At 56.5% G+C, this 26,360-nt stretch carries 29 protein-coding genes; 9 read left to right on the forward strand and 20 right to left on the reverse strand.

The annotated features are described in order from the left end of the window. The first annotated feature begins 240 nt into the window (after positions 1–240). Positions 241–1,026 carry a hypothetical protein gene (locus tag EXR70_10940; protein ID MSP38994.1) on the forward strand — a complete coding sequence of 262 codons (786 nt, stop codon included), beginning with the start codon at positions 241–243 and terminating at the stop codon, positions 1,024–1,026. A gap of 269 nt (positions 1,027–1,295) precedes the next feature. On the opposite strand, the gene EXR70_10945 is transcribed toward EXR70_10940, so the two are convergent. The 8 genes from EXR70_10945 to EXR70_10980 form a co-directional block, all read right to left on the reverse strand. Next, on the reverse strand, positions 1,296–2,192 hold the full coding sequence (locus EXR70_10945; protein ID MSP38995.1) for an MBL fold metallo-hydrolase: 897 nt from the start codon (positions 2,190–2,192) through the stop codon (positions 1,296–1,298). 371 nt (positions 2,193–2,563) lie between these two features. Then, positions 2,564–2,794, reverse strand: coding sequence for a YgiT-type zinc finger protein (locus EXR70_10950; GenBank protein ID MSP38996.1), 231 nt, complete (start codon positions 2,792–2,794; stop codon positions 2,564–2,566). Continuing rightward, on the reverse strand, positions 2,791–3,045 hold the full coding sequence (locus EXR70_10955; GenBank protein ID MSP38997.1) for a DUF4258 domain-containing protein: 255 nt from the start codon (positions 3,043–3,045) through the stop codon (positions 2,791–2,793). Before EXR70_10955 ends, EXR70_10950 begins: the two co-directional genes overlap by 4 nt. Positions 3,046–3,262: 217 nt before the next feature. After that, entirely contained in the window at positions 3,263–4,024 is a 762-nt protein-coding gene (locus EXR70_10960; GenBank protein ID MSP38998.1) for a 2-pyrone-4,6-dicarboxylate hydrolase, read from the reverse strand. 58 nt (positions 4,025–4,082) lie between these two features. Continuing rightward, positions 4,083–4,841, reverse strand: a complete 759-nt coding sequence (locus EXR70_10965; protein MSP38999.1) for a ribonuclease HI — start codon at positions 4,839–4,841, stop codon at positions 4,083–4,085. Positions 4,842–4,883: 42 nt separating this feature from the next. Further along, positions 4,884–5,291, reverse strand: coding sequence for a hypothetical protein (locus EXR70_10970; GenBank protein ID MSP39000.1), 408 nt, complete (start codon positions 5,289–5,291; stop codon positions 4,884–4,886). Between the two features lie 175 nt (positions 5,292–5,466). Further along, on the reverse strand, positions 5,467–6,195 hold the full coding sequence (locus EXR70_10975; GenBank protein ID MSP39001.1) for a dienelactone hydrolase family protein: 729 nt from the start codon (positions 6,193–6,195) through the stop codon (positions 5,467–5,469). A gap of 18 nt (positions 6,196–6,213) precedes the next feature. Then, a complete protein-coding gene (locus tag EXR70_10980) occupies positions 6,214–7,578 on the reverse strand; it encodes an MmgE/PrpD family protein (protein ID MSP39002.1) in 1,365 nt (454 codons plus the stop codon). A 107-nt stretch (positions 7,579–7,685) separates the two neighbouring features. Between EXR70_10980 and EXR70_10985 the strand changes: the two genes are divergently transcribed. The 6 genes from EXR70_10985 to EXR70_11010 all read left to right on the forward strand — a co-directional run bounded on the left by EXR70_10985 (position 7,686) and on the right by EXR70_11010 (position 13,374). Beyond that, on the forward strand, positions 7,686–8,861 hold the full coding sequence (locus EXR70_10985; protein ID MSP39003.1) for a CoA transferase: 1,176 nt from the start codon (positions 7,686–7,688) through the stop codon (positions 8,859–8,861). 52 nt (positions 8,862–8,913) lie between these two features. Next, positions 8,914–10,089, forward strand: coding sequence for a CoA transferase (locus tag EXR70_10990; protein MSP39004.1), 1,176 nt, complete (start codon positions 8,914–8,916; stop codon positions 10,087–10,089). Positions 10,090–10,115: 26 nt separating this feature from the next. Then, complete coding sequence (locus tag EXR70_10995; GenBank protein ID MSP39005.1) at positions 10,116–10,754, forward strand: glutathione S-transferase family protein; 639 nt, start codon at positions 10,116–10,118, stop codon at positions 10,752–10,754. Positions 10,755–10,796: 42 nt separating this feature from the next. Beyond that, the gene (locus EXR70_11000; protein MSP39006.1) at positions 10,797–11,207 is read left to right on the forward strand and encodes a hypothetical protein; all 411 of its coding nucleotides are present in this window, start codon (positions 10,797–10,799) and stop codon (positions 11,205–11,207) included. Between the two features lie 43 nt (positions 11,208–11,250). After that, positions 11,251–12,429, forward strand: a complete 1,179-nt coding sequence (locus EXR70_11005; GenBank protein MSP39007.1) for an NAD(P)/FAD-dependent oxidoreductase — start codon at positions 11,251–11,253, stop codon at positions 12,427–12,429. Between the two features lie 147 nt (positions 12,430–12,576). Next, positions 12,577–13,374 carry a DUF1003 domain-containing protein gene (locus EXR70_11010; protein ID MSP39008.1) on the forward strand — a complete coding sequence of 266 codons (798 nt, stop codon included), beginning with the start codon at positions 12,577–12,579 and terminating at the stop codon, positions 13,372–13,374. 5 nt (positions 13,375–13,379) lie between these two features. Here EXR70_11010 and EXR70_11015 read toward each other — a convergent pair whose 3' ends face one another. The 8 genes from EXR70_11015 to EXR70_11050 all read right to left on the reverse strand — a co-directional run bounded on the left by EXR70_11015 (position 13,380) and on the right by EXR70_11050 (position 20,964). Then, a complete protein-coding gene (locus EXR70_11015; GenBank protein ID MSP39009.1) occupies positions 13,380–14,090 on the reverse strand; it encodes a hypothetical protein in 711 nt (236 codons plus the stop codon). A 165-nt stretch (positions 14,091–14,255) separates the two neighbouring features. After that, positions 14,256–15,095, reverse strand: a complete 840-nt coding sequence (locus EXR70_11020) for an amidohydrolase (GenBank protein MSP39010.1) — start codon at positions 15,093–15,095, stop codon at positions 14,256–14,258. 120 nt (positions 15,096–15,215) lie between these two features. Further along, the gene (gene hemG / locus EXR70_11025) at positions 15,216–16,646 is read right to left on the reverse strand and encodes a protoporphyrinogen oxidase (GenBank protein MSP39011.1); all 1,431 of its coding nucleotides are present in this window, start codon (positions 16,644–16,646) and stop codon (positions 15,216–15,218) included. Next, on the reverse strand, positions 16,643–17,560 hold the full coding sequence (gene hemH / locus EXR70_11030; GenBank protein ID MSP39012.1) for a ferrochelatase: 918 nt from the start codon (positions 17,558–17,560) through the stop codon (positions 16,643–16,645). Before hemH ends, hemG begins: the two co-directional genes overlap by 4 nt. A gap of 95 nt (positions 17,561–17,655) precedes the next feature. Continuing rightward, the gene (locus EXR70_11035; GenBank protein ID MSP39013.1) at positions 17,656–18,261 is read right to left on the reverse strand and encodes a hypothetical protein; all 606 of its coding nucleotides are present in this window, start codon (positions 18,259–18,261) and stop codon (positions 17,656–17,658) included. Continuing rightward, on the reverse strand, positions 18,261–18,647 hold the full coding sequence (locus tag EXR70_11040; protein MSP39014.1) for an ABC transporter substrate-binding protein: 387 nt from the start codon (positions 18,645–18,647) through the stop codon (positions 18,261–18,263). Before EXR70_11040 ends, EXR70_11035 begins: the two co-directional genes overlap by 1 nt. Before the next feature lie 116 nt (positions 18,648–18,763). Beyond that, positions 18,764–19,798, reverse strand: coding sequence for a uroporphyrinogen decarboxylase (hemE, locus tag EXR70_11045; protein ID MSP39015.1), 1,035 nt, complete (start codon positions 19,796–19,798; stop codon positions 18,764–18,766). A gap of 44 nt (positions 19,799–19,842) precedes the next feature. Further along, positions 19,843–20,964, reverse strand: coding sequence for a DNA polymerase IV (locus tag EXR70_11050; protein ID MSP39016.1), 1,122 nt, complete (start codon positions 20,962–20,964; stop codon positions 19,843–19,845). 136 nt (positions 20,965–21,100) lie between these two features. Between EXR70_11050 and EXR70_11055 the strand changes: the two genes are divergently transcribed. Then, the gene (locus EXR70_11055; protein MSP39017.1) at positions 21,101–21,448 is read left to right on the forward strand and encodes a type II toxin-antitoxin system RelE/ParE family toxin; all 348 of its coding nucleotides are present in this window, start codon (positions 21,101–21,103) and stop codon (positions 21,446–21,448) included. After that, positions 21,445–21,723 (forward strand): Fis family transcriptional regulator, encoded by a 279-nt coding sequence (locus EXR70_11060; protein MSP39018.1) that lies wholly within the window; start codon positions 21,445–21,447, stop codon positions 21,721–21,723. Before EXR70_11055 ends, EXR70_11060 begins: the two co-directional genes overlap by 4 nt. 43 nt (positions 21,724–21,766) lie before the next feature. On the opposite strand, the gene EXR70_11065 is transcribed toward EXR70_11060, so the two are convergent. The 4 genes from EXR70_11065 to EXR70_11080 all read right to left on the reverse strand — a co-directional run bounded on the left by EXR70_11065 (position 21,767) and on the right by EXR70_11080 (position 26,354). After that, a complete protein-coding gene (locus tag EXR70_11065) occupies positions 21,767–22,765 on the reverse strand; it encodes an ABC transporter substrate-binding protein (protein MSP39019.1) in 999 nt (332 codons plus the stop codon). 27 nt (positions 22,766–22,792) lie between these two features. Further along, complete coding sequence (locus EXR70_11070; GenBank protein ID MSP39020.1) at positions 22,793–23,794, reverse strand: ABC transporter substrate-binding protein; 1,002 nt, start codon at positions 23,792–23,794, stop codon at positions 22,793–22,795. Between the two features lie 25 nt (positions 23,795–23,819). After that, positions 23,820–24,677 (reverse strand): ABC transporter substrate-binding protein, encoded by an 858-nt coding sequence (locus tag EXR70_11075; GenBank protein ID MSP39021.1) that lies wholly within the window; start codon positions 24,675–24,677, stop codon positions 23,820–23,822. Positions 24,678–24,908: 231 nt separating this feature from the next. Continuing rightward, positions 24,909–26,354 carry a DHA2 family efflux MFS transporter permease subunit gene (locus tag EXR70_11080; GenBank protein MSP39022.1) on the reverse strand — a complete coding sequence of 482 codons (1,446 nt, stop codon included), beginning with the start codon at positions 26,352–26,354 and terminating at the stop codon, positions 24,909–24,911. Positions 26,355–26,360 lie beyond the last annotated feature (6 nt).

Raw genomic sequence — 26,360 nt, forward strand, 5'->3', positions numbered from 1 at the left:
TTGCTCTGCTTTTTCTTTCTCGCCCACGCCAAACTCGCAAACGTTGTCTGCTCCCCCACGCTCTTTCCTCCCGCCTCACCTTGTCGGTCTTTCTGCTCTTCGTTATTAGACGACTTGCTAGATGACTTGTTCAGAGATTCCTTAAGTAGGAACAAATCCGATCAGGCCGCGGCGAATTGGCTTCGTGGACGTCAAGATCAAACTCTCGCTAGAATATCGGCGCAACGTGGCAACCGCAACGTGATCTTCTATGCCTCAGCCTTTTTACAGAAGCCTCAATCAAACGCACTAAATCTTCAGTTAACGCATGAAGAGATCAATGGGTTCATGTCTGTGATGTTTGGCATGGACTGGAGCAAGGGGCTTACCTTAATTCTGCACACCCCCGGCGGAATAACAAATGCGGCAGAGAGCGTCGTGGCGTATCTCGATAGTAAATTCGATCAAATAGAAGTCATAATACCTACTTTCGCTATGTCGGCTGGGACGATGATCAGTTTGGCTGCAGAAAAAATTGTAATGGGACGCCAAAGTCAGCTAGGCCCCATAGATCCTCAGATTCCACTTGGCGGACGATTGGTTTCAGCGCGCGCTATAGTCGATCAGTTTGAGCGAGCGAAAAAAGAAATTCTCGCCGATAGAAATGTTGCACATGTTTGGGCGCCAATTCTTCAAACGATTGGACCGGCAATGCTTGTAGAGGCACAAAACGCGCTAGATTATGGCGAGAGGATGGTTGCTGAATGGCTTGCAAAGCGAATGTTCAAGGGTGAATCCGCTGCGAAGGCGGCCAGCGCGGCTAAATATTTCAACGACGCATCTGAGCACAAGAGCCACGGCCGACGAATAGACCGACAAGAGGCGAGAACCCAAAGTATTAACGTTGAGGATCTCGAAGATGATCAGGATTTACAGGATGCAGTGTTGACACTGTATCATCTGACAACTATTGCATTTGAAAAAGGTCCCTCAACAAAATCGATCGCAGGTTCGAACGGGCGAATGTGGGTTAAGAATAGCGCCTGACGATTCCCCGCCAAACAAAATTGTCGGCTGATGTGTACGGTCCGCCTCTTACCCAACCTTCTTCGGCCGATAAAATTCGATGGCATTTTGTGTCAGTATCCAGTGTCACTATCCCGTGACAGGCCTTTCAATATTAACACTCTGAGTTATGTTCTCTCACCTATTCGAGTTACGAATAAGGTTCACGATTAAATCGGCAGATCCACCCACCAGACATCGATGACTCGCCTAAACGGTTGATTCTTTCATATCTCCCTCGATTCTAGATCTCAAAACTCCATCAAGTCGTTGGCGATCACGACGGCGCCAGCAAAGTATTTCTTCACTTCATCGGCCCAGGGTGTGTAGTCGGTGGAGCCGAAGCGCTGGGTCAGGTGCGACAGCACGACGGTTTTGACTTGAGCTTGCGCCGCGGTTTTGCCGATCGCTTCCAATGACATATGGCCTTGGGTCGCTTGCTGCATGATGCCTGCTTGCTCCGCTGGAGTCATGGCTTGCCAGCGGCCGTCTTCGATCATGGCCTGCTTGCGATCCTCGCAGGAGGAAGTCTCGGTGACGAGTAAATCGGCGCCGGCGGCAAGCGCGGTGACGGCGGCGCTGGGGCCGGTGTCACCGGTGAAGACGATCACCCGGTCGGGAGTCTCGAAACGGTAAGAATAAGACTTGTGCTTACCGGCGGCGGCGCCTTTGTGAAAACTGAAATGGGTGTTTTCCACCGCCGTCACTTTGATGTTGTCGTCCTGATAGATCATGCCGGTGCCCCGGTCATGGCCGCAGAATACTTGAGCGATCGGCTTGGTGCGGCCGCCGTCGGCGATCCTGATCTCGGCGCTGATGGCGCAATAATTTACGGCGGCCTGGACCAATTCTTCCGTGCGCGGCGGGCCGTAGACGTCGATCGGTTTAACCCTCTGGCGGTCCCATGCCAGGGACAGGAGCGTGCTGAGGCCTGCGGTGTGATCGTCATGATGGTGGGTGATGAAGACGATGCCGATCTCGCTTAGCTTGATTCCCGCCCGCGCCAACCGGCGTGATACGCCATCGCCGGCATCGATGACATAATGGGTCCCGTTCACTGTTAATAGATTGGACGATTGCGCCCGGGCCGGCTGGGCCGACGGCCCGCCCGCGGTGCCGAGCGTGATTAGCGACGATGGCTTTCCCATGTGGATGCTCCGATCTGTGGCTTGGGGGAGTAGGCGTAACAATAATGAAAATCTTTGTCAGGGCATAACATTTTCTTATTCACACTGATCGCAACTGCATCGGCGCCGAAATATCTATCAGCTTCTATCCAACTTTCTTCGGCCGGTAAAACTCAATAGCGTTTTTATAAAAAACGTTCGCCGCCTTTTTTTCTCCCAAGGTTTCTAAGACTAATGTGTCATCGCTATCGAGGTACGGACTCGGCGCTTGGGTGGACGATAGGTCGGTTGGAATATGTCGGGACGATGTTTCCTAGCTGGTCGAACTTACGGAGTTGTCTCATTAAGCGCCGATTCGTTTAACCTGGCTCGATCGGTACGCCAAGGAAACTTCAAGGAATCTGGTAAACCGTACCCACGGAACGCGGCGCAATCTCTTTGCGGGCAAACTCGTCTCGTAATCGCTCAAGCTGCCGCAAAATCTCGGCGGAATAATAAGCCTCGCCGCACTCAACGCAGCTTTCAGCCTCGATAGTTGTCAACAGATGGTCGTAGCCAACTTTAACTTCGACTTGGACTGAGGATTTTGTCACCGCACCGGTTTTACAAATCACACACTTCATAACCGTTTCCTCCCTTTAAGGTCTGCTTCCCATCTCGCCGGATCTGGCTGATAAATTGTAATAACGATCAAACGCTGCTCGTCTACGACAGGAGCGCAGACAACATGGAGCGGTCTATTCGCCCGCGTCCGGCCAAGAATCAGACAGCTCGGATAGGGCTGATCTTCGGGATAATCCTCGATGATCTCGCCGCTATCGAGGGCCTCAAGCACTTCATCAATGCGAATAAGTCCGAAGGATTCCGATTCCATCTCTCGACGCGCGTGTTCGGTGAATCGGCAATTCCCCAAACAGGATCGGATCTTAGGATAATTCACAAAGGAACTTTAATCCATGTCGGTCAATTTTACCATCTTCTGATTAGTTCCGTTGGGGCTTTGCGGGCTGTGTATCAGGCATTGATTGTTTGTTATCAGCGCCGCGGTCATGGGTCCGCTTCGGTCCCTTTTTTGAGATTTCCATCTGCTTCTACCCAACCTTCTTTGTCCGGTAAAACTCAATCGCGTTCTTGTAGAAAACGTTCGCGGCCTTTTCTTCTCCTAGGACTTCTAACACCAACGTGTAATCGCTATCGAGATATGGCCTTGGCGCGCGGGTGGACGGCAGGTCGGTGCCGAACATCAACGCTTTCGGATTGGCGGCGTAGAGTTCTTTTAGCGCCGGGCCGACGTCGAAGTTGACGCGGCCGAAGCCGGTGGCTTTCACGCGCACGCCTTTCTCGACTAGTTTGAGCAGCGTCGGGAAGCCCGCTTTGGAGAGACCGATATGGTCGATGCTGACCGCCGGCAGTGACACGAGAGTGTCGAACAGAGCGGTGGCGTCGGTGGAATCGATATACAACTCGGTGTGCCAGCCGACCAGTTTGTGCACGCGACGGGCGAAATTTTCCAGATGTTTGATATCTTCCGAGCCGCCGCGCTTGACGTTGAAGCGGACGGCGCGCACGCCGGTGTCGTTGAGTTGCTGCAACTCTTGATCCGAAATGGTCGCCGGCACTTGGGTGACGCCGACAAAGGTCGGACCCAACACTTTCAAGGCGTGATATAAATAAGACTGATCCAACTCCTGGAAAGAGCCGGAGACCACGGCGCCGCCGCACAGGTCGATCTCTTTCAGGCGCGCTAAATAATCTTCGCTGACAAAGGCGTCGGGCATGAAGCCTTGATTGGCCACGACGGGATAGTTCTTGTCGATGATATGAAAATGGCAATCGAAATATTTTTGTTTCAACGAAATTCTCCTCTCAAGTTACTGGCACCGCTTATCGTATTCGCACCGTACGATCAAGTTATCCCGCGCGCAGCTTGAGCAGCGCCGAAATATCAAATCCTTCCTCATATTGCCGCAATGTTTTTTCTTTACGCTGGGCACCGAGCATGGCCATGCGGTCGGCGAGCTCGTTGCCTTCAGTGCCGACATGGGCGGAGACATGGGTGAGGGTGAGTTGTTTTTTGATTCGTCCGAAGATCGCGTAAGAGGCCTGGATGATTTCCAGATTCTTGATCTCGCCGCCGGGTTTCTTCCAGCCTTTCTTTTCCCAGCCCGGCGCCCAACTGCGAATGCAGTTGATGGAGTACGCCGAGTCGCTGCAGATCTCGACGCTGTTACCCTTTTCAATCTCCGCTTCGGCCATGCGTAAGGCGTGATAGAGCGCGTTCAGTTCGGCGGTGTTGTTGGTGCCCGTGGGGTTGTACAGGCCGTACCACAGTTGCGCGAGTTCGCCGGCGCGATAGACGACGACACCGGAGCCGGCTTCGCCGGGGTTGGGATCGCAAGCGCCGTCGCAATAAATGCTGACATCGAAGCGATGCGCAGTATGCGCGGCGCGGCGTTGGCTGTCCGACGCGCTGGCTTTGGGGCTGTTCGCGCTTCGCGCTGAATGGCTCGCGCCGCCGCCGTGAGCGAAAGCTTGCTCAGCTTCCGCACGGGTGGGGAAGGACTTAAAGCGCGCCCCGGCAAACTTTTCGACGGATCGCTGCGTCGTCGCCCAATCGGTGAATACACCGGTCTGCCGTCCGGCCCATACTACGTAAAATTTTTGCGCCATGCTGACCTAATCTGCCTCATGAGATATTAATCGATTTCGCGGTTACTGGCTGGCATACATCGACCGGCGATCCCGCAGTGCTAGCCAGCCGCGCACAATGCGGTAGATGACCCAGATACCCGCGGCGACGAAAATCATCACCGCCAGGGGAATGCCGATGAATGTGATAAAGAAAAACCAGCCTACCAGATTACAGAGGAAGCAAAACCAAAATGTCCGAATCTGCCAGCGAAAGTGCGATTCGAGATACGTGCCGCGGGCTTCGCCGCGCTTCAGATAGTTGATGATCACAGCGATGATCGACGGCAGGCCGAAGACGAAGGCGCCAATGATGGTCGCGGCGGTGGTGATGCCGATCACCAGGCTGAGTGCATGCAGGGCATAGACCAAGTGGGTGGCGTTGACCAGGGAGGGCGATGGGTTGGCGTCGATGATCGTTTCTTCGGACATGAACGGTTTCTTTCAGCGAAGTACATGCCCATCCTGATTGACGGCGGCGGCCAATTCAAGTCCGTCGTGATTTAACGAGATTTCCTCATGACTGAACGATGCTATGTTGATAGGAGTGCGGGTTTTCTAACCCGCGATTAGAAGACGCGGACAGGAATGTTCGCGCTCCGTTATGCTAACTTCTTTTCTCAGCATGTTGGGCGATGAATTCCAGCGTCCGTTGGCGCGCAAGCTGGCAGGCTTCTGCGTGGAACCGATCGGCGCGACTGGGATTGTCGAAGCCATGCTGGGCGGCGGGATAGATGTGGATGGGAACGGTCGGTTGCACTTGGTGAAATAGATCTATTCGTTTTTTCGGCATGGTCGTATCGGCGCTGCCGATATGGGCGACGACGGGACAGCGCGAGGTTTCCGCGGCGAAGTCCGGCATCATCGAGCCGTAGTAGGCGACGGCGGCGGCGTAGCCGCGCCGGCAGGCGGCGAGCCAAGCCAGCGTGCCGCCCCAGCAGAAGCCGACGATGGCGACTTTCCCCGCTTCCATGACGGCGCTCTTGCCGGCGTCGAGATCGTCGAGGGCGTGCTCCCAGTTCCAGTTCTTATAAATGGTCTGGGCGAGATCGTGGTTTTGCTGGTTGTATTCCAGGACCAGATTTCGCCGCCGGCGGTCGAAGAGCGCCGGGGCGATGGCGAGATAGCCCTGGGCGGCGTAGAAATCGCAGGTGTCGCGCAAGTAGCTCGTGACGCCGTACATTTCTTGGGCGATGACGATGCCGCCGCGCGGATTACTTGCAGGCCGGGCCAGGTAGGCGTCGAGGGTGTGGCCATCGCGAGCGGTGATCTGTATTAGTGTGCCCATGAAATACTTGATGCGTGGTTTGCGATGATCGGTATCGCTTCGCTCCACCCATCCTAGGGATCCTGCTTACGCCGGTGTTAGCAAACTCGCCAGCTTCTGCATGTTATCGATGGTCTCTAGTTGCTGCACCGCAGTGATGAGATTCCGCTTGCGGTCTTCCGACAGCACGGCTTTGACGTTGCCGCGAAATTTCTCGGTCACTTCATCTTCGGTCATCGGATTGCGCGGGTCGCCTTTGGCGATTTTTGCCGTGAAGCTGTGGCGCGTGCCGTTTTTCAGTTCGACGCTGACCGGACAATAGGGGCCGGGTTCGGGGATGCTCTCGTCGCAGATGACTTGGACTTTGTTAAACGCGGCTTGCACTTCCGGCCGATTGACTTTCTCATCGGTAAACGTGGAGATTTCCAATTTACCGTCGAGAAAGCACATGGCGACGACGAAGTTGATGGCGAACTTGCCGCGCAGGCCGGTTTTGACTTCCGCCGCGTAGTGGCGCGCGTAGCGTTTGGGCGGGATGCTGACCGCGATTTTGGCGACGTCGGCGATGTCGATTTTATGTTCGCGCTTCAAGTGCAGCGCGGTGTCGGCGGCGAGAAACTGCGGCGCGCTGCACGGGTGCCATTTCAAACCCAGCCCCGGCGTTTCTAAAAAGTACGGCTTGCCGATGCTGTCGATCATTTTGTCATAGTCGCAGGTTTCAGGACCGAAGAAGGTATCGCAGAAGCCGCGCGGCGCTTCGAATATGGCGGCGTCGGCGGTGAAACCTTGGCTGGCGAGCAGCGCCGCTTCGGCGCCGTTGCGCGCCGAGTTGCCGGCATGAAACGGTTTGACCATTGAACCCTGTTGGCGATGAATGCCGCCGGCGGCGGAGGCGGCGATGCCGAGGGCGGCTTTGACTTTGTCGATGTCCAATTTCAACAAACTAGCGCAGGCGACGGTGGCGCCGAGGCTGCCGAATACTGGCGTGCTGTGAAAGCCGCGGTCCTGCACGTTGGGTGCGTTGGCGGCGAGTTTGCAAATCACTTCGATGCCGAGGACGTAGGCTTTGAGCAAATCTCTTCCCGACGCGCCAATACTTTCCGCCAGCGGCAACGCGGCGCCGACTAGCATGCTGCTCGGATGGCCGACGTGGATGAAGGCGTCCCAGTCGTCGTAGTCGAGCGCGTGAGATAACAGGCCATTGGCAAACGCGGCGGTGGAGACCGCTGCTTTTGCTTTCGTCCCCCAGATCGATGCTTCACTCGACGCGCCGAGACTTTTGCAGTAGCCAAGCGCTATGTCCGCCACCGGCGTGCTCACTCCGGCGAGGGCGACGCCGAAGGTGTCTAGAATATGCAGCTTGGCATTGCTCAGAGTCTTCTCCGACATGGAGCCGATCTCTGTGGTGGTGACGAAGTGGGCGAGGATATCTGTAACCGGTGCGGTTGCCATCTTGTTCTCCTGCGAAATGGGAGATATGAAAGTTCATTATCCGAAGCGGAAGGCATTAGGCAACAGGCAGTAGGCATTAGTAAGAAAAAAATTAAGGAGACAGAAGTATGAGCGGGTGTTTAAACGGTATCAAGGTTTTGGAGTTGGGCAATTTTATTTCCGGGCCCTACGGCGCGATGTTGCTAGCGGACATGGGCGCGGAAGTTATCAAAGTGGAAAATCCCAAGGGTGGCGATCCGTTTCGCGGTTGGGATTTCGGCGGCGATCAGCCCAACTTCTGGGCGTACAATCGCGGCAAGAAGAGCGTGACGCTGAATTTGCAGACGCCGGAAGGCAAAGAAGTTTTCTACGGCCTAGTGAAGCAGTCCGACGTGGTGATGGACAACTATCGTCCGGGCGTGACCAAGAAGCTCGGCATCGACTTCGAGTCGCTGAGCAAGATCAATGGGAAAATCGTTTGCTGCTCGATCACCGGCACCGGCCCGTCCGGTCCGTACGTCAAACGGCCTGCCTACGATACCGTGGGCCAAGGCATGGGCGGCATGATGAGCGTGCTGATGGATCCGAAAAATCCCAAACCGGTGGGTCCCGCTTATGCGGACTGCTTGAGCGGCATGTTCTCGGCGCTGGGCGTGCTCGGCGCGCTGATGGCGCGCACGACGACGGGCAAAGGCCAGCAGGTTGACGCGACCATGGTGGGATCGATTCTCGCTTTCTTGAATGCGCCGGCGACGGAAACGCTGGCGCATGGGCGCATTCCCGGTCCGTACACCCGGCCGCGCCAATCGCAGACCTACGCGTTCGCCTGCGCCGACGGCGCGATGTTGGCGATTCATTTATCTTCACCGCAAAAGTTTTGGGAAGGTTTGTGCAAGTCGGTCGGCCGTCCCGAGATGATCGAAGATCCGCGCTTCAACACCCGGCCCAACCGGCGCGCCAACTATGACGATCTCAACAAAGTGTTCGCGGAATTTTTCAAAGAGCAGCCGCGCGCCCACTGGGTCGAACAGCTCGAAGCCAACGATGTGCCGCACACGCCGGTCTATAATTTGAAAGAAGTTTTCGACGATCCCCAGGTCAAACACATGGGCATGCAGATCGCCATCGAGCGCCAAGGCAAACCGACGATCAAAACGGTAAAATTTCCGCTCACCCACAGCGACACACCGTCGCCGTTTCCTTCTCCGCCGCCCGAGCTCGGCGAGAACAACGGCGAGTTTTTGAAAGCGCTCGGCTATGATGACGCGAAGATCGCCGAGTTTAAGGAGAAGGGGATAATCTGATTTTTCCGCAAAGGCGCAAAGTGAAGATCAAAGATCATCCTAGGAGATCCTAATGAACGGCTGCTTGGAAGGCATCAAAGTTTTAGAACTGGGCAATTTTATTTCTGGTCCCTACGGCGCGATGTTGCTCGCCGACATGGGCGCGGAAGTTATTAAGGTAGAAAATCCTAAGGGCGGCGATCCGTTTCGCGGTTGGGATTTGGGCGGCGATGAGCCGAATTTTTGGGCGTATAATCGCGGCAAGCGCAGCGTCACGTTGAATTTGCAGACGCCTGAAGGCAAAGAAATCTTTCTCGCGCTGGCGAGGAAAGCCGACGTGGTGCTCGACAACTATCGCCCAGGCGTCATGAAGCGGCTGGGCATCGATTATCAAAGCGTGAGCAAAACCAATCCCGGCGTGATTTATCTGTCGATCACCGGCACTGGACCGACGGGTCCGTACGTGAAACGGCCGGCCTACGACACCGTCGGCCAAGGGCTCGGCGGCATGATGAGTTTATTGATGGATGCCAAGAATCCGCGTCCCATCGGTCCCAATTACGCCGACAGTTTGAGCGGCATGTTCGCGACCATCGGCGTGCTCGGCGCCATCGCCGCGCGGGCGAAAACCGGCAGAGGCCAGCAGGTCGATACGACCATGGCCGGTTCGATCTTGGCTTTCTTGATTGCGCCGGCGACCGATGCACTGGCGACTGGAAAAATTCCCGGTCCGTACACCCGGCCGATGCAATCCCAGACCTACGCATTTACCGGTTCCGACGGCGCGATGTTCGCGATTCATCTATCTTCGCCGCAGAAGTTTTGGGAAGGGCTGTGCAAAGCCGCCGGCCATGCGGAACTGATCGACGATCCGCGCTTTAGCACGCGGCCGAACCGGCGCAAGAATTATGACGAACTGGCTAAAACTTTCGGCGAGTTCTTCAAGGAAAAACCGCGCGCGCACTGGATGGAACGGCTTGAAGCCGAAGACGTGCCGCACACGCCGGTCTACAACATGCAGGAAGTTTTCCAAGACCCGCAGATCAAACATATGGGCCTGGAAATCACTCTCGAACGCCAAGACAAACCGAACATCCGCACCGTGGCGTTTCCAAACATCTACAGCGACGACAAAAATCCTCATCCACTGCCGCCGCCGGAGTTGGGCGAGCATAATACCGATTACTTAAAACCTCTCGGTTATTCAGATCAGCAGATCGCGGATTTTAAAGCGAAGGGGATTATCTGAAATCGTAAGCTGAGGAGATTAGTTACATGAAACTCTACTACCACCCACTTTCTTCATATTCCCAGAAAACTCTCATGGCCTTTTACGAGAAGGGCTGCGCCTTTGAACCCGTGCTGATCAACTTGATGGATGAGAAGGCTAAGGACGAGTACAAGAAGATTTACCCGATGGGTAAAGTTCCGTTTCTGCGTATCGAAGAAAAGTCGTGGAGCGTGCCGGAGTCGAGCATTATCGTCGAGTACATCGACCGGCATTGCCCCGGCGGTATGAAATTAATTCCCGACGATCCGGATCTGGCGCGCCAGGTGCGCATGCGCGATCGCTTCTTCGATCTCTACGTCAACGATCCGATGGTGAAGATTTTCTTCGATGGCTTTCGCCCTGAAGGTCAGAAAGATCCGTACGGCGTGCAGCAGGCGAAGGATCTCTTGGATATTTCGTTCGCGATGATCGATCAGGAGATGGCGAACAAGAGTTGGGCGATGGGCGATTTATTCTCCATGGCTGACTGCGCGGCGGCGCCGGCGCTGGGTTATTGTCGGATGGTTTATCCGTTCGCCAAGCACAAGAATGTCGTTGCGTACATGAACCGGCTCGCCGAGCGCGCTTCTTTTCAAAAGGTGCTTGAGGAAGCCGCGCCCTATCTCAAAGCGTTCAAGAAATAAGGCTCGATAATTTGGTTAGTCGCGAAAGCTAGAGGACGCACGATGTCATTTCCAAAAGTGTTGCTCGGGAAGTTTTTGCTGGCAGCGGCGATTTTTGCACTCGCGACAATCCACGATGATCAGCGTGAATTGTCGGCCGCCGAGGCAGGTCAACCGTACATCGACCGGATGAACATACTCGATCGGATGATCAAGGATATAATCGGCGAACCGCGAGCCGATAATTTAACGCAATGCCGATTGATGGCTTATGGCGCAAAGGCATGCGGCGGGCCGGCGGCCTACTTAGCGTTTTCGACGGCGCGAACCAACGAGGCGCAATTGACTGGGTTGGTCGACGAGTACAATCAGAATGCCAGGAACTACAATCAGGTGAGCAACCGCATGTCCGATTGCATGTTCGTAATGGAACCCCAAATTGAATTAATCAGCGGAATCTGCAAACTCCGTTGAAACTAGCCGGCTTTATTATCGGTTCGCCGCGTCCGACTAGACAATGACCCAGTTCGATGTTGTCGTTATCGGCGCCGGCGCCGCGGGTTTGATGTGCGCCATCGAGGCGGGCAAGCGCGGCCGGCGCGTGATGGTCATCGAGCACTGCGACCGGGTCGGCAAAAAAATTCTCATCTCCGGCGGCGGCCGCTGTAACTTCACCAATCTCTACGTCACGCCGGATAATTTTATCTCGGCCAATCCGCATTTCTGCAAGTCGGCGCTGGCGCGCTACAGCCAGTGGGATTTCATCGCCATGGTCGAGCGCCACGGCATCGCTTACCACGAGAAAGAGCTTGGCCAACTATTTTGCGATCAGTCGGCGCGCCAGATCGTCAAAATGCTCAGCGACGAATGCGCCCAGGCTGGCGTGCGGATCAGCACCGATTGCCATGTCACCGGCGTGGAACGCGGCGCGGTTGGCTTCATCGTCAAAACCAACCGCGGCTCGATGGCTGCGGCTTCACTGGTGATCGCTTGCGGCGGTTTGTCCGTGCCCAAGATTGGCGCGACGGCGTTTGGTTACGAATTGGCGAAGAAATTAGGTCACAGCGTGGTGCCGACACGCGCGGGTTTGGTTCCGTTGATTTTTGGTGCTGACGATTTGGTGCGCTACAAAGATTTATCAGGCGTCGCTGTGCCGGTAGAAGTCGGCTGCGGCCGGCAGAAATTTTCCAACGCCATGTTGTTCACCCATCGCGGCATCAGCGGCCCGGCGATCTTGCAGATCTCGTCCTATTGGAAACCGGACGGAGAATTGTCGCTGGATTTTCTGCCCTTGACCGATGCCGATGCTTGGCTCAAGAAACGGCAATCGGCTCGCCCAGATGCCGAGTTGAAAACCGTGCTCGGCGAATTTTTACCAAAACGTTTGGCGCAGCGCTTGTGCGATATCGAACTGGGCAACCGGCCGCTGCGTCAATATACGCAGCGCGACCTGCGCGGCGTCTGCGAGCGCTTAAAGAGCTGGCGCATGCAGCCGAGCGAAAGCGAAGGCTATCGCAGCGCCGAAGTTACGCTTGGCGGTGTCGACACCGATGAACTCTCGTCGACGACGATGGAATCGAAAATCGTCCCCGGCCTCTATTTCATCGGCGAAGTCGTCGATGTCACGGGCCATCTCGGCGGCTTCAATTTTCAGTGGGCTTGGTCGTCGGGTTGGGCAGCCGGGCAATCCGTTTAGAACTTCAAGCAATGTTAAAATTTCACAATTGCAGTTCGTTGTTGCTCACCGCAGAGAAATTCATTGACCTCTAAACACCGAGAGGTTATCTCTCGGTGATCGAAGTTTTTACCGGGACAAAGTCTCAAACGAACTACGGGGGACGCCATGGTCAATGCTGATATCTTCAACGATGTGCCTCTGTTCGCTTTGCTCGACGCCGACGAGCGGCAAGTCTTGGCGCAGCAAGTGTCGGTTCGAACATTCGCCAAAGGCGAGACGATATTTCGCACTGGTGAGCCTGGCCATTACGCCTATCTCATCCAATTCGGTAAAGTGAACGTCAGTATTCGGGATTTAGCCGACGAAGAAATCTTGCTCGAGGAAGCGGAAGCCGGCGGACTATTGGGCATGTCGTCGTTGCTCGCTCAAGCGAACCATCTGACCACCGCCGTGGCGCTCGAAGACACCGGCGCTATCGAGATCGATCGCGGCGATATTAGCGCCCTGCTGACGCGCAAGCCGCTCGCCGGATTGGACATGATGACGATGATCGAGAAGCAGCTACGCGAGACTCAAGAGATCATGCGCACGCGGGTGTCGCGTAATTTGAACATTGAAATGGAAGGCGCCGAATCCCTCGGCGAACGAATGGCCGACGGTGTGGCCAAGTTCGGCGGCTCGTGGCGATTTGTAATCAGCTTCGGCGTGGTCTTGGTGATTTACGCATTGATCAATATTTTTATCTCCAAGCCTTGGGATCCTTATCCATTTATCTTGCTCAATTTGTTTTTGTCGATGCTGGCGGCGATCCAAGCGCCGGTGATCATGATGAGCCAGAATCGCCAGGACACCAAGGATCGCATGCGCAGCGAGTTGGACTACAACGTCAACTTGAAGGCCGAGCTGGAAGTCGGCGAACTGCTGCGCCGCGTCGGCCGCATTGAGCAACGGCTTGGCAGATAAATATTTTATTGGCTGCCTAATTCCCTGCCGAGAAAATTCGCCATCAGCGTCCACGCCTGATCCGCCAAGTCGGGATCGTAGCAGTCGCCATCCGCCATGGCGAAGCCGTGGCCGGCGCGGTGGAAGTAGTGCCAATCCAATGGCTGGCCGTTGGCTTGGAAACTCGCCATTAACTTTTGCTGCACCGGAATGGTCGCGATATGGTCGTTGCCGCCGAGGAAGATTTGCGACGGGCATTTGATGTCTTTGACGGCGTCGTTGGCATGGCGCGGCCGCAGCTTGCTCGGCTCTTCATCGCGCACCGATGGATAGTAGCCGACAAAAGCGCCCACGCTCGGCGTCGCGGCAACGAAGTGAATGCCAATGCGCCCGCCCATGCAGTAGCCGACCACGGCGCAGCGTTTGGCGTCGACTTCCGGTCTGCTGGTGAGATAGTTCCACGCGCGGGTGAGGATCTCGATGAATTGTCCGTCGGTGGTCGTCTTCTGCGCTTCGTGCACGCCGTCGGCGGCGCCGAGCATTTTATATAAATCGGGAACGATGGTGGTGTAGCCGAGCTTGGCGTAGTCGCACACTTTGACTTTCATGTTGCCTGTGCAGCCGTAGTGATGATGCACGATCATGATGCCGGGCCCCGGTTCTTCGCGGTCGGGATGGGCGAGGTAGCCGGGCACGCCGTCTTTTTCGCTGGTCAAATCGCGATTGATGATGTTCATTGTCTTCTCCTCCAAATGATTTGCTGATTGTGGCTTTCCCGTGAAGAACAATTCATCGGTAGGGGTGGACCTATGTGTCCACCCGTCCGGAGGGCCGACACACAGGTCGACCCCTACGCTCGGCGTCACAGCGGTGTAATCTCTGACCGTTGCATGCCATTCCAATTATTTCGCCAGCGGCCAGCGCAGCCATTCGGCGATGGCGCGGCCCATGATCCATTCTAATTCATTGGCCGTGAGCGATTTCATTTCTTCGGTGAACAGCGTCACCACTTGTTTGTACGAACAAGGCAAGTGGGAAAGATCGGTGCCCCAAAAACAACGCTGCGGCCCGAAGGCGTCGACAACGCGGCGCACCAACGGATGCAAAGTCGGAAACGGATACGCTTCATCGACGTAGCACGGCAACGCGGAAACTTTCACGGCGATATTTTTGTGGCGCGCCAGTTTGATCACGTCGGCGACCGCCGGTTCGAGGGATTTGCCGCGCCACATGGTGTTGAGCCCCATGTGATCGACGATCAAGCGCAAACCCGGATGGCGCTCGGCGATCTCGCCAAATTTCGGCACGTCGTTGGGGGCCATCGCCATCACCGGCACGTCGTAGCGTTCGGCGGCGGCCCAAAACCAATCGGCGCTGCCGTCGTTCAACCATTGCGCCGATTGGCCGCGATTGAAAACCATGCGGATGCCGAGCATATGCGGCTGCTGCGTCCAGGTCGCCATCAACGCGCGGCTTTCGGGTTTGGTTAACGCTAATCTGCCCATCACGCGAAAGCGATCGGGATGCAAACGCGCCGCCTCCAATGACGTATCGTTGCGGTCGGCTTCCCAAGTCGGCGGCACGAGAATACAGCGCTCTACGCCGGCGCCGTCCATTTCGCGCAGCAGTTCATCGTGGCCGAGCGGCGTGGTGCGGTGCGGTTTGGAAGCGTTGTCGACGGCGTAAGGTTTTTCCGCTGTTTCCGGTGCCCAGATGTGGACTTGGGAATCGATGATCATCATTGAAAAAATACTCCTTACGATCGCGACGATAGCGAATTCATAAACCGGGAGTTGTGCGGGCGTCAAGGAGAAAGTGAAACCCGATTCGCGATAAGGGCTTGTAGGGTGCGCTTGCGCACCCTACGGGGAACCTTGGGCAAAAACTTTTTCCGCCGCTTCTTCGCCGGTGCGGACGCAATCCGAGATGCCGACGCCGTGATAGGCACTGCCGGCGAGGGCGAGATCGGGAAATGATTGCAATGCCGCTTCGATTCGCTTGATGCGGGCGTCGTGGCCGACGTGATATTGCGGCATGGAGTTGGGGTGGCGCCAGATGCGGACGAATTGCGGCTTAGCGCGGATACCGAGCAACGCTGCTAATTCATCGCGGACGTTCTGCTCCATCCGTTGATTGTCGTCGCTGAATAATTCCGGCTGCAGACTGCCGCCGACAAAGGCGCGCATTAGCACACAATCGTCAGGCGCGCGGCCGGGATATTTTAAACTGCTGAAGGTGCACGCCATGATCTTGCGTTTCTCTATCGCCGGCACGACGAAGCCGAAGCTATTCGGTACTTGAGGAAAATCTGCGCGCCGATAAGCGAGGCTGACAGTGGCGGTGGAAGCATAGGAGATGTTTTTCAGATCGTTGGCGGCGTTGGAGTCGATAGATTCGAGCAATTGGCCGGAACGAAACGCCGGCGCGGCGAGGATGACCGCGTCGGCTTCGATGATTTCATTGCCGCCCACCGTGACGCGCCAAGTGTTATCGGTGTTGCGTTTCAATTCTGTCGCCGCAGAATTTAAACGCACGGTGCCTGGCGCCAGCCGCTGGGCGAGGTTGTCGACCAGTTCCTGCATGCCGCCCGCGAGGGTGACGAACAAACTCCAGCGCGCGCCGCTGCCGGTTTCGGCTGACGTCGCACTTTTGGCGCGCTCACGCTGGGCCGACCACATGGCGTAAATGACGCTGCGCTTGTCGCGTTCCATTTCTTGGAAGCGCGGCATCGTGGCGTTGAGACTTAGTTGATCGGGATCGGAGGCGTAGATGCCGCCGACCAAAGGTTGGGCGACTCGTTCAAGAGCTTCGTTGCCGAAGCGGCGGCGCACGAAGGAGCCGAGGCTTTCGTCGTCATTCGATGCGCCGCGCGGCAAAAATATTTCGCTCGCCATGCGCAGCTTGCCGGCCCAGGAGAACAGCGGTGTTTGCAAGAACGGCCACAGGCGCGTCGGTGCGAGCAAGAAGAAACCTTCTGGGAGTTGCACGAGCTTACCGCCATGGACGATAAAAATTTTCTGATTGGCCGCTTGGGTCGAAACCAAGCGCGATCTAAGTCCGATGCGCTCGCAGAGCCGGAGCGCCCAGGGTTTTTCGGTGATAAACGAATCCGGTCCGGCTTCGATGAGAAAGTCGCCGATGCGCTCGGTGGCGATGGAGCCGCCGAGACGCGCTGAGGTTTCGAGCAATTTAATGTCGATGCTGAGTGACTTCGCGCTGGCAAGTTCCGTGAGGCGATGCGCGGCGGCGAGTCCGGCGATGCCGCCGCCGATGACAATGACGCGATGAATCATGAAATAGCTTGTTCGATGACCTCGGCGATCATGCGAATAAAAGTCGGGTGATCGTTGGGACAGCTGGCGCGAATTAAATTCACGCCGAGATCGGTGGCAATCTTTTTGGCTTCGATGTCTAAGTCGTAGAGCACTTCGACATGGTCGCAGACAAAACCGATGGGCGCGACGACGATTAGTTTCTCGCCTTGTGCCGCCAAGTCACGAATCGCGCGGCCAATATCCGGTTCGAGCCAAGGATCCGTCGGTCTACCGCTGCGGCTTTGATAGGCGAGGGACCAGCGCGGATGATGGAGTTTTGCGGCGATCAATTTCGCGCTGGTTGTTAGTTGTTCGACATAAGGCGAGCGCGCCGCCATTGCGGTCGGCAAACTGTGGGCGGTAAAAATCACCGGCGTGCGCCCTCGCGTATCGACATCTAGGCTTGTCATCGCGGCTTGAATCAACTCCGCCCACGCTTGAATGAACAGCGGTTGATCGTGCCAACCGTCGCAGTAGCCGACTTCCGGTGCCGCGCCACCGATCTCCGCGCGGGCGTCGGCAATATTTTTCTGATAGCGCTCCCAACTCGCTTCGGTGCGATGGGAGGAAAGAATGAAGCCGAGCGCGCGCTTCACACCATCTCGTGCCATTTCTTTCAGGGTCTCACTGAAAAACGGGCTTGAGTTGCGCATACCGACGTAGAAGGGAAGTTGATCATTCAAGACTTTTTTTAGCGCGTTTGCTTGTCGGAATGTGATTGCGTTGAGCGGCGATTTGCCGCCCACCGCTTCGTAGTGATGGGCGACTTCTTCGAGTCGCGCGGCCGGTATCGGAATGCCTTGGGTGACGCGGGCGAGGAATGGGCGGATCTCTTCGGGACAGGTCGGGCCGCCGAAGGCGATCAGCAACACAGCGTCGTATGATAAAGTCATTGCTGGACAGCTTTAACCTTGATCCTCCCCGCACAGCGGGCGAAGGAATGAATACAATCGAATATTCTTGTTACCTATTACCTGATGCCTGTTGCCTACTTGATCAGCCTTGTCGCCCGCGCCATGACATTCGGATCAATGTTCACGCCGATCTGCTTAGCGGTCTTCAAATTGATGACGAACTCGAACCTCATCGGCCGCTCCACCGGCAGTTCGGCGGGCTTGGTGCCTTTAAGAATCCTGTCCACGAAATATGCGACGCGCCGATAGCTTTCCGCTTGGTCCGCCCCGTAGGACATGAGACCGCCAGCCTCTGCCCAGTCTCTGCCAGTATAGATCGCAGGAAACCGGCTCTTTATCGCAAAGCTCACAATTCGTTTCTGGTTATTATTCATTAGCCCACCCCCGGACACGTAGAGTCCATCCGGGCGCTGCTTGCCCATCGCAGCAAAAATCTTGTCGATATCGTCCGCAGCTCGTATCTCCCAAGGCTGAAGAGTCAACCGCAGCGCACGTGCCGCGACTGGGAGAACCTCTTTCATGTCGAGTACAGTGCCCGGAACGGCCGGATCGTAGACAACCGCGACACGGGCAACTTTGGTAACCGCTTCTTTGAGGATCTCCAGCCGCTTACCGCCGAGTTCTCTGGCAAGGTTTGTAATGCCGGTGACATTGCCGCCGGGATGGGCGAGGCTTTCAATTAGGCCTGCCTCGACAGGATCGACCCACCGCCCGTCATAACAATGGGAATCGTCTTGGTCGCATTCTTGGCCGCCCGGACCGGTCCGGTCCCTCCAGCTACCAAGATGATATCAACCTTGAGACGCACCAGCTCGGTTGCAAGCTCAGGAGTCCGATCGCGCTTCCCCTCCGCATATCGGTACTCGATGGCGATGTTCTGTCCTTCTATGTAGCCACGCTCGCGCAGAGCCAGCCGAATTCCTTCGGAACGGGCGGACTCGCGAGCTGGATCGGCCGACGATAGATACCCTATCCGAGGGACTTTCTTCGGCTGCTGCGCCCGAGCGGGAAAGGGCAGAGTCAAGAGCACCGAGCAAAAAGCTCGTCGAGTGATTTTTTTGTGCATAGGGGGATCCTCAATGGAGTGATGGAGTACTGGAGTGTTGGAATGATGCTAAAGACAAAGCACTTCCCGTCTGTCCCAACACTCCATTACTCCAATACCCCATCACTCCATTTTTTTCACCTTGCGCTCAGTTCGTGCACGGCGTCGACCATGGCGATGACGTGATCGACCGGCGTTTCCGGCAGGACGCCGTGGCCGAGATTAAAAATATGGCCCGGTCTGCCGGCGGCGCGGCGGAGAATTTCCGCGACTCGACTTTTGATTTCTTTCGGCGACGCGAACAGCGCGACCGGATCGAGATTGCCTTGGACGGCGACATCGTGACCGACGGCGGCCCAGCCTTCGTCGAGATTGACGCGCCAGTCGAGACCGATGACATCGCCGCCGGCGGCGCGGACGTTTTTCAGCAGGCCGGTGGTGCCGGTGCTGAAGTTGATCACCGGCACGCCGGGCGTGACCGCGTCGATCACCGCTTTGGTGTAAGGCTGTACGAACTGTTGATAGTCGGCGGGCGTCAGACAACCGGCCCAGCTGTCGAAAATCTGTACCGCTTGGGCGCCGGCGGCGATTTGACAGTTTAAATATTCGCCGATGAGCTTGGCTAGCCGCTCCATCAAACGTTTCCACGCTTCCGGCGCATTATAAAAAAGTTTCTTGGTATGAATGTAATTGCGCGAGCCACCGCCTTCGATGAGATAGGAAGCCAAAGTGAACGGCGCGCCGGCGAAGCCGATCAAGGGAACTTTGTTCTTGAGCTCTTGGCGAATTTTTTTCACCGATTCGTAAACATAGGCGAGCTCGGTCGCGACGTTGAAATCTTTCAAGCCGTCGACATCCTTGCCGCTGCGCACCGGGCGGTGCAGCACCGGGCCGTCGCCTTTAGAGTATTCTAAACCGACGCCCATGGGTTCGAGGATTAGCAATATATCGGCGAACAAGATCGCCGCGTCGACGTTGAGTTTCTCCACCGGCGTGACTGTGATCTCGGTGGCCAGATCGGGTCTTTTACACAGTTCGAGAAAGCCATGTTGGGCGCGCAGCTTGCGGTAGTCTTCCATGTAGCGGCCGGCTTGGCGCATGAGCCAGACGGGAGTGAAAGAAGTGGGTTCGCGCCGGCAGGCGGCAAGAAAAGCATGAGTCGGTGTAGCCATGATGTTTGTCGAGATAAAAACAGTATGAAGCTTTATAGTTAAAATCAACTCGTTCGTTTGCGCGGCGTGGCGGCGCCGATGGTTTGCTCGCCGTATTTCCGGCGCAGTTTGTCGATGCCTTCGTAGAGACGCTCAAACGATTTGCGTTGGTCGCGGTTCAACAACGGCTCCTGCCAGCCGGAGTCTTGCAGCGCGCTGGCGCTCACGCCCAATAGGCGCACCGGCCTGCCTCTGGCGAGATTGTCGCGCAGCAATGCGCTGGTTATCTGGAAAATTTCTTTGTCGTAACAAGTGGGCGACGACAGCGTGCGCGAGCGAGTGATCGTCTGAAAATTGGCATAGCGAATCTTGACCGTCATGCAGCGGGCGAAAAGCTTTTCATGGCGCAGCCGGCCGCCGACTTCTTCGACCAGTTGCCAAAGCACTTGTTCCATTTCAGCGACGGTTTTAAGCGGTGCGGCCACCGTCGTTTCGTTGCCGATGGAATGATCGTGGTGGCGCTCGGGTCCGGTGGTTTCGCTCAGATCGAGATAGCGCGCCGCGAGTTCCGGCCTGGCGAGCAAATCGCCGATGGTCTTGATGCCGCGCTGAAGCAAGCTCTTGTGCGTTTTGGGGCCGACGCCGGGGATCATCTCCACCGCTAGGGGCGTGAGAAATTCCGCTTCCGCGCCCGCCGGCACATAGACCAGCCCGTGGGGTTTGGCCAGGGTCGCGGCGATTTTCGCGACTACGCGGCTCGTCGAAATGCCCGCGGAAGATGGCAAGCCAAGTTCTTTCTCGATGCGCCGAATGATTTCATCGCTGATCTTTAGCGGCGTGCCGAGTAGTCGTTCCGTGCCGGTGAGGTCGACCAGCCCTTCGTCGATGGAGAGCTTGCGCACTTCGGGTGAATAATGTTCGAGGATGGCGAAGACTTTGCGGGAAAATTCCACATAAGTTCCCCGCCGGTTCGGCAAGAAGATTCCTTGGGGACAAAGTTTTTTCGCTTGAAACCCCGGCATCGCCGAGCGCACGCCGAATTTTCTCGCCGCGTAGGATGCTGAAGTGACCACGCCGCGGCCGTTGCGACCGCCGACAATCACCGGTTTGCCTTTCAAACTCGGATCGAGCGCTTCTTCCACCGAGGCGTAGAAGGCGTCCATGTCGATGTGGAGGTACCAGGACATGTGCAAATGGGTAGCGGACTATTTTAATGAATGCCAGCCCGCTGCAATTTGCCATCAATCACAATGAGTCCTGTGAGCAATGTTTAAATTGCCATAGTGCACCTTTACCGGTACAATCGCTTCGCTGGGTGACGGTATGGCGGAGAACCAGAAAGTACAGCTGATCTTCTACCGGAGCGCTTCCGGGGCTGAGCCTGTCCGAGAATGGTTGCAGAGCTTGCCGAGGGCAGACCGCAGAGCCGTTGGCCTTGACTTGATGCGTGCCCAGTGGCGCTGGCCGGTTGGCATGCCATTATGTCGTCCATTGGGCCAAGGCTTGTGGGAAGTGCGGACGGAATTGCCGAGCCGCCGCATTGCCAGAGTATTGTTATGTTTCGTGGCCGGACATTTGATCGCGCTTCATGGGTTCATTAAGAAGACGCAAAAAACTGCGGACGACGACTTGAAATTGGCGCGTCGACGCCAGAAGGAATTTGACCAATGAAAAAGAAACATCTCGGTTCCAGCCTTGACGATTACCTCAAAGACGAGGGCATCTTTGAAGTGACCCAAACCAAGGCGATCAAAGAGGTCGTGGCTTGGCAGCTCGGCCAGGCGATGAAAAAGAAGCGAATTTCGAAAGCGCGGATGGCGACGCTGCTAAAGACAAGTCGAACTCAGATTGACCGGCTGCTTAATCCAGAAACCGACATCACGCTGTCAAGCTTGCAGCGCGCCGCCGCGATGGTGGGACGGCGGGTCAGAGTTGACCTGGTTTAATCACCTATCTGAAACATCGAGATTTAGTTCCACCAATCTCAGTTCAGCGCGCGTAGAGCGAGTTGATAAACCCCGACGCTTCGATTTTTTGCACGAAGGAGTTGTCGTAGAAGACTTCCGGTTTAGCGCGTACGCCTTTGGGGCTTTTGACGACGTCGAGCACGGCTTGGACTTCTTGTTTGGTTATCAGCGGCACGCGCTGATAGGCGCTGCCGTAGTCGTCGTAGATGCTTTCGAGAATTTGACGGTTGTCGGTTTTCAAAAATTTGCCCATCGCTTTGTAGGTGGTTTCCTTATCCGTGCGGATGATCGCCAGCGCTTCGACGTAGGCGCGCAGAAACCGGGTAACGGTATCGGGCCGCTGTTGAATCATTTTCCGCGTCGTGCAGACACCGACGAAGAGGAAGGGAATATTCATTTCCGTGACGTTGAGAATCGGCTTCAAGCCGAGCTCCAGCGCTTGAATCGTCGTCGGCGCCGACATCAGGCCGGCGGCGGCGTTACCGGATTTCACCGTCGTGACCAGCGCCGGCATATTGCCGGTAAAAAGAATCTTCACGTCCTTGTCGGGAACCAGCCCGTAGCGTCGCAATACGATACGGGTGGCGTAGTCCGTCGACGCCGCCGCTTGGGTGACGGCGACCGCTTTGCCTTTGAGGTCGTGCACCGACTTGATCGCCGGATCGCCGTATAGATGAAAAACGAAGCGCGAAATATCGCTGGCGACGTAAATCGTCTCGGCGCCTTCGAGGGCGAGATCGACACATTGATTGCCGACCAAGCCGATGTCTTCGCTGCCGGCAACGATCGCTTGGACCGAAGTGGTCGCCGCTAGGTAACTTAGACTATGCTGCAAACCATGCTTGGCGAAGAGGCCGAGCTCTTGTCCCAACCACAGCGGCGCCATGGAACCGCCCAAGGCATTGTAGACGATGCGGATGGTCGGCGCTTCGGCGGCGTTCAGCGCCGGGTTCGCCGTTAGCGTCAGATGGACCAGTGCGACGAGGGCTATGCCCTGGCAGAGCGTTAATAATCGTTGCATCTTTTTCCCTCCCTGGAGACTGATGGTTCAGCGCTTGTATAGCGAGTTGATAAAGCCGCTGTATTCAAGTTTCTGCAAAAATGAGTTGTCGAAAAAATCTTCCGATTTGACCTGCGCGGCTTTGGGATTCTTGACGATGTCCAACACCGCCTGGACTTCCGGTTTTCTCATGTAGGGCGTGCGCTGCAAGACCTTGGCGATGTCGTCGTATACCGCGTCGAGCCATTGGCGGTTGTCCATCTTCATATTCTTGCCCATGATCTTAATCGTGGTTTCCTTGTCACGCTGGATTATCGATATCGCTTCGGCGTAGGCGCGCAAATAACGAATGATAGCATCCGGTTTTTCCCGGATGACTTTTTTGGTGGTGCAGACGGCGACGAAGATGAACGGAATATTCATCGAGGTAAGGTTGGCGATCGGCTTCATGCCGATCTCTTGGGCTTGGTAGATTGCCGGCGCGTTGATCACGCCGGCGGCGGCGTTGCCGGATTTTAACATCGACAACAGCGCCGGGCTGCTGCCGGCGTAAATAATTTTCACGTCGCTATCCGCTACTAGGCCATTCTTTTTCAACAAAATGCGCGCGGCATAGTCTGTGGATGCGGCGGGCTGGGTTGCGGCGATCACTTTGCCTTTCAGATCGGCGACGGTTTTAATCGCTGGATCGCCGTAGAGTTGGAAGATGAAGCGCGACGCGGTGGCGGCGACGTAGATCGTATCGGCGCCTTCGAGGCCGACATCGACGCACTGATTGCCGACCAAACCGATCTCTTCGCTGCCGGCGGCGAGCGCTTGGACCGCGGTGGTGGCCGGCAGATAGTTGAGGCTATGCTGCAAGCCATGCTTGGCGAACAGGTCGAGATCCTGGGCGACGAACAGCGGCGTCATGGTGCCGCCGAGAGCGTTGTGCACGCCGCGCAGGGACGGCGCCTCGGCGGCGTTTAGCTGAATCGCCGGCAGCGTCATGGCGAGGAGCGCAGCGAGCTTTAGGCGCCGGCAGCAGGTTAAGAGCGAAAGCGAGTTCATCCATGCCTCCCTGGCGTCGAGAGTCTCAGCGTGGATAGAGCGAATTGATAAAGCCGCTGGCTTCGAGTTTCTGTAGGTAGGAGTTATCGTAAAAAACTTCCGGTTTGGCCTGCACGCCCTTGGGGCTTTTGACCACTTCAAGCACCGCTTCGACAACTTTTTTGTTCATCAAGGGCACGCGCTGGAGCACTGGCGTAAATTCGTTGTAGACCGCTTCAAGATGTTGGCGGTTGTCCATTTTCATATACTTGCTGATGACTTTAAGGGCGGTTTCTTTGTCGCGTAAGATCACCGAGATCGCCTCGGTGTAGCCGCGCAGATAGCGCATAACCGCGTCCGGTTTCTGTTGCAGCACGCGGCGTGTGGTGGCGACGCCGACGAAGATAAACGGAATATTGAGATCGGTGACGTTGACGATTTCCTTCAAGCCCACTTCTTGAGCGGCGTAAATCGCCGGCGCGGTCATCAAGCCGGCCACCGCGTTGCCGCCTTTCAACATCGACAGCAGCGCCGGGCTGCTGCCGGCGTAAATGATTTTCACGTCCTTGTCCGGCGTCAAGCCGTATTTGCGCAACAATATGCGCAGGGCGTAGTCGCTGGAAGCAGCGGGCTGGGTGGCGGCGACTACCTTGCCCTTCAAATCGGCGACGCTTTTAATCGACGGGTCGCCGTAGAGCTGAAAGAGAAAGCGTGACGCGGTGTCGGCGACATAGACCGTGTCGGCGCCTTCGAGGGCGACATCAATGCCTTGGTTGCCGACCAGGCCGATGTCTTGACTGCCTGCGGCGATGGCTTGAATGGCAGTGGTGGCGGCGAGATAATCCAGGCTATGTTGCAAGCCATGCTTGGTGAACAGGCCGAGATCATGGGCGACCCAAACCACCTACATGTTCCCGCCGAGCGCGTTGTAGACGCCGCGTAGTGTTGGCGCTTCGGCGGCGAACAGTTTCGCGCCCAGGATCAGCTGAAACGCTAGAACAAACACCGCGGCCAGTTTAATTCTCGATAATCCGTGATTCATCTATACCTCCGGTGCTGTCGTAATGGCCGGAGATTAGGCGAGCTATCTGCTTGCTGTCAAGGGAACTCGTGAATTCAAAGCGTTGCCAGGCGGTCAGCTATCTAGTTGCCGACCGCGAATCGCGGAAGTGAAAACCGCCAGCAGGGTGAAACAACTCAAGGCGTAAATCGTCGTTGAGAAACCGGACATAAATAACTCAGGTGCGGCGCGCCAGCTGGCCGGCGAATTCACTTGGCTGGCCGGCAATCCAGCGCCGGCGAGGAGATAGCCGAATAGCGTTGCCGATAGAGCCACGCCCATGGCACCGCCGGTGCGCGCCGTGGTGGCGATCATGCCGGCGGCGGCGCCGATTTTATCCGTTGCCACCGCGCCCAAGATGGAGCGCTGGTTGGGCGCGTTGAATAGCGACCAGCCGATGCCCCAGAGCATTAGCGGCAGTATGATTCGAAACAGCGACGCGTGCAGATCGATCGACGCCAACAGCAATTGCGCGACGGCGACGGCCGCACAGCCGAGGGTGCAGAGCAGGCGCGAGCCGAGGCGATCGGACAACGCGCCGGCGATGGGCGCCATGACCATGATGATCACCGAGTCGGCGACGATGATCCAGCCGGTCTGCGTAGCGGAAAAGCCCAATAGGCTTTGCAAATAAAATGGCAGGAGAAAATTAATCGCCGACAGCGTGGCGGCGAGGACGAACAGGCTGGCGATGCCGGCGCTGAACAGCCGGGCGCGAAACATGGTCAGTACGAGTATCGGCAATTTGGCGCGGGCTTCCACGCGTATCAGAAACAGCAGCGCGACAGCCGCGAGTGCCATGGGCGCGAAGAAACCCGGCTGGCGCCAGCCGACGCGCGGCAATTGATCGATGGCGTAGATGAACAGGCCATTGGTCAAGAGCAATAGCACCGCTCCAGCAATATCCACCGAGGTCTTGCCTGGCATGCGCGTTTCGGGAACGATTTTCCACGCTAGGAAAGCGCCGGCCAGGCTAAACGGCATGTTGATGTAAAAAATCCAGCGCCAACCGAGGCTATCGATCAAAAATCCGCCGAGCGCGGGGCCGGTGAGAAAGCCGACATGAAACGCCGTCGACGTGAGTCCCAAGGCGCGGCCGCGTTCTTCCGCCGGCAAGTTGACCGATACGATGGCGCGGCCGTTGGCGGCGATCATGGAACCGCCGATGGCCTGAACCGCGCGGAAAAAAATTAATTGGCCGGTGGTTTGGGTGATGCCGCAGATTGCCGACGCGCAGACGAAGATTAAAAAGCCGAGGGTGTAGAAACGGCGCCGGCCGAACATATCGCCGAGCCGGCCCATGGTGATGATCAAGCCGATCAAGACGAGATCGTAGACGAGGATCGTCCATTGAATGGTCGTGAACGCGGTGTTGAACGTCGTCGTCAGCGTCGGTAGGGCGACGGTGATCGCGCGTTGATCGAGGCCGACCAGGGCTTGGCCGAGGCAAACGCTCAGCAAAATTAGGTTCGAAGTGCGCTTCGAGTGGATGACTTCAGGGATCAAGCTTGGCTGACTCATGGAACG

The sequence above is a fragment of the Deltaproteobacteria bacterium genome, assembly GCA_009692615.1.
Classification (GTDB): Bacteria; Desulfobacterota; Binatia; order UBA9968; family UBA9968; genus DP-20.

Bases quoted from the DNA above. Each gene is read 5' to 3' on its own strand.
- EXR70_10945 (MSP38995.1), bottom strand. From the start codon at position 2,192: ATGGGAAAGCCATCGTCGCTAATCACGCTCGGCACCGCGGGCGGGCCG.
- EXR70_10950 (MSP38996.1), bottom strand. From the start codon at position 2,794: ATGAAGTGTGTGATTTGTAAAACCGGTGCGGTGACAAAATCCTCAGTC.
- EXR70_10955 (MSP38997.1), bottom strand. From the start codon at position 3,045: ATGGAATCGGAATCCTTCGGACTTATTCGCATTGATGAAGTGCTTGAG.
- EXR70_10965 (MSP38999.1), bottom strand. From the start codon at position 4,841: ATGGCGCAAAAATTTTACGTAGTATGGGCCGGACGGCAGACCGGTGTA.
- EXR70_10970 (MSP39000.1), bottom strand. From the start codon at position 5,291: ATGTCCGAAGAAACGATCATCGACGCCAACCCATCGCCCTCCCTGGTC.
- EXR70_10980 (MSP39002.1), bottom strand. From the start codon at position 7,578: ATGGCAACCGCACCGGTTACAGATATCCTCGCCCACTTCGTCACCACC.
- EXR70_10985 (MSP39003.1), top strand. From the start codon at position 7,686: ATGAGCGGGTGTTTAAACGGTATCAAGGTTTTGGAGTTGGGCAATTTT.
- EXR70_10990 (MSP39004.1), top strand. From the start codon at position 8,914: ATGAACGGCTGCTTGGAAGGCATCAAAGTTTTAGAACTGGGCAATTTT.
- EXR70_10995 (MSP39005.1), top strand. From the start codon at position 10,116: ATGAAACTCTACTACCACCCACTTTCTTCATATTCCCAGAAAACTCTC.
- EXR70_11000 (MSP39006.1), top strand. From the start codon at position 10,797: ATGTCATTTCCAAAAGTGTTGCTCGGGAAGTTTTTGCTGGCAGCGGCG.
- EXR70_11005 (MSP39007.1), top strand. From the start codon at position 11,251: ATGACCCAGTTCGATGTTGTCGTTATCGGCGCCGGCGCCGCGGGTTTG.
- EXR70_11010 (MSP39008.1), top strand. From the start codon at position 12,577: ATGGTCAATGCTGATATCTTCAACGATGTGCCTCTGTTCGCTTTGCTC.
- EXR70_11015 (MSP39009.1), bottom strand. From the start codon at position 14,090: ATGAACATCATCAATCGCGATTTGACCAGCGAAAAAGACGGCGTGCCC.
- EXR70_11020 (MSP39010.1), bottom strand. From the start codon at position 15,095: ATGATGATCATCGATTCCCAAGTCCACATCTGGGCACCGGAAACAGCG.
- hemG (MSP39011.1), bottom strand. From the start codon at position 16,646: ATGATTCATCGCGTCATTGTCATCGGCGGCGGCATCGCCGGACTCGCC.
- hemH (MSP39012.1), bottom strand. From the start codon at position 17,560: ATGACTTTATCATACGACGCTGTGTTGCTGATCGCCTTCGGCGGCCCG.
- EXR70_11040 (MSP39014.1), bottom strand. From the start codon at position 18,647: ATGCACAAAAAAATCACTCGACGAGCTTTTTGCTCGGTGCTCTTGACT.
- hemE (MSP39015.1), bottom strand. From the start codon at position 19,798: ATGGCTACACCGACTCATGCTTTTCTTGCCGCCTGCCGGCGCGAACCC.
- EXR70_11050 (MSP39016.1), bottom strand. From the start codon at position 20,964: ATGTCCTGGTACCTCCACATCGACATGGACGCCTTCTACGCCTCGGTG.
- EXR70_11055 (MSP39017.1), top strand. From the start codon at position 21,101: ATGGCGGAGAACCAGAAAGTACAGCTGATCTTCTACCGGAGCGCTTCC.
- EXR70_11060 (MSP39018.1), top strand. From the start codon at position 21,445: ATGAAAAAGAAACATCTCGGTTCCAGCCTTGACGATTACCTCAAAGAC.
- EXR70_11065 (MSP39019.1), bottom strand. From the start codon at position 22,765: ATGCAACGATTATTAACGCTCTGCCAGGGCATAGCCCTCGTCGCACTG.
- EXR70_11070 (MSP39020.1), bottom strand. From the start codon at position 23,794: ATGAACTCGCTTTCGCTCTTAACCTGCTGCCGGCGCCTAAAGCTCGCT.
- EXR70_11080 (MSP39022.1), bottom strand. From the start codon at position 26,354: ATGAGTCAGCCAAGCTTGATCCCTGAAGTCATCCACTCGAAGCGCACT.